Source organism: Shigella sp. FC1661, from assembly GCF_001712525.1.
Classification (GTDB): domain Bacteria; phylum Pseudomonadota; class Gammaproteobacteria; order Enterobacterales; family Enterobacteriaceae; genus Escherichia; species Escherichia coli.
In genome coordinates this window covers 1-1888 of record NZ_MDGW01000284.1, presented here as the reverse complement: position 1 = coordinate 1888, position 1888 = coordinate 1, and the positions used below count along the sequence as shown (strand labels likewise).

Below are 1888 nucleotides of genomic sequence, written 5' to 3'. Positions count from 1 at the left end.
ATACCTGACACATCGCTTCAATGGGAAATTGTTGTCGCCATTGTTCGATTAACGCGTATTTTTCAGCGACTCCTGTGCAAAATACGCTGTTGCTTTTTTTAATATATCTCGCTCAAGGCGAGCTTCATTTAACGCCTTACGCAGTTGCAGAATTTCAGATTCCAGTTCAGCCACCGTGCGGGAACCAGGAGTACCGAGCCCTTTTCTGGCGGCGGTAACCCATTGTCCTAAAGTGCCTTCAGGAAGGGATAATCGGGAAGCGCCTTCACTGATCGAAAGTTGATTTTCAAGAACCGTTCTGACAGCTTCGGCTTTGAACTCTTTAGAGTAACGTTGGTTTTTTCTGCTCATTATTAGCTCCTTCTGATGCCATTCTATTTCAGGAAGGAGTGTCCGTTAAACTCAGGCTACCTCAGTTTGAAGGTGGCGAGATCGCGTTCCAGACGAGAGTTGAAGAATGTGTCTTCTTTCATCACCGGCTCGTAGATGATTACTTCAACACCTTTCGCCTTGATACGTTTCATAATTCCCTGAATGGAAGACGCACGGAAGTTATCTGAACCGCTCTTCATAATCAGACGATAAATACCCACCACTTGCGGTTTGCGTGACAAAATGGCATCGGCAATAAAATCTTTACGCGTGCGGTTTGCATCGACAATTGCCGAGATCAGGTTATTCGGCACAGACTGGTAGTTCGCCAGTAACTGCTTGGTATCTTTCGGCAAACAATAGCCACCATAACCAAACGACGGATTGTTGTAATGGTTGCCAATACGCGGATCGAGACAAACACCTTCGATAATCTGACGAGTATTCAGACCTAAACTTTCTGCATAGCTATCCAGTTCATTAAAGTATGCTACGCGCATCGCCAGATAGGTATTAGCAAACAGTTTAATCGCTTCTGCTTCGGTTGAATCGGTGAACAGGGTCGGGATATTTTGCTTAATCGCGCCTTCCTGTAATAACGCCGCAAAACGTTCTGCGCGTTCCGAACGCTCACCAATGACAATACGTGACGGATGAAGGTTATCGTAAAGAGCTTTACCTTCACGGAGGAATTCGGGGGAGAAAATAATATTTTCAGTACGATATTTCTTATGCATCGCTGCGGTAAAACCAACGGGAACCGTGGATTTGATGACCATAACCGCATAAGGATTTATCTCTACTACGTCTTTAATTACTGATTCTACACTGGATGTATTAAAATAATTAGTTTTAGGATCATAGTCGGTTGGAGTGGCGATGATGACATAATCAGCATCCTGGTAGGCTTCATTTGTATCTAATGTGGCATTAAAGTGTATTTTATCTGATTGCAAAAACTGCTGAATTTCCTTATCAACAATAGGAGATATCCGATCATTCAGCATAGCAACGCGTGACGGTAAAATATCTAATGCCACAACCTCATGATTTTGTGCGATTAGAAGCCCGTTTGACAAGCCTACATAGCCAGTACCGGAAATGGTGATTTTCATTTCATGCTCTCAGAATTAACTTAACTGTGAATCATGATGTTTTTAGCATCCTGATAAGAGTTAAAAGTTTTAACGCTACGTCGATAGCTGGTCAACGCAACGAAAAACAATTCAGATTTTCTTTATAAGAATAGCTGATATTTATTAAGTTAATATTAAGCAGTGAAATTTAGTCGTAAGCGTACAGCCTGAACCGTCTGGTCAGAATCTGACGAATTAGACAAAGTGGTGTCCACCAAATAAGTAGTGGGAACCAAAGTGTCAGATATGCAGAAAAATGTGAATCCCGGCAGGCGAAAAGGCTGCCCTAATTATCCTCCCGAATTTAAACAGCAGCTCGTTGCTGCCTCCTGTGAACCCGGGATATCCATCTCAAAACTTGCTCTTGAAAATGGCATTAA

2 pseudogenes are annotated in these 1888 nt (G+C 42.6%); both read right to left on the bottom strand.

Annotated elements, in window-relative coordinates:
• Positions 1–351: pseudogene (locus tag BFF42_RS15775) on the bottom strand (transposase); the annotation flags it as partial.
• A 65-nt stretch (positions 352–416) separates the two neighbouring features.
• Positions 417–1487: pseudogene (ugd, locus tag BFF42_RS15770) on the bottom strand (UDP-glucose 6-dehydrogenase); the annotation flags it as partial.
• Positions 1488–1888: the final 401 nt, after the last annotated feature.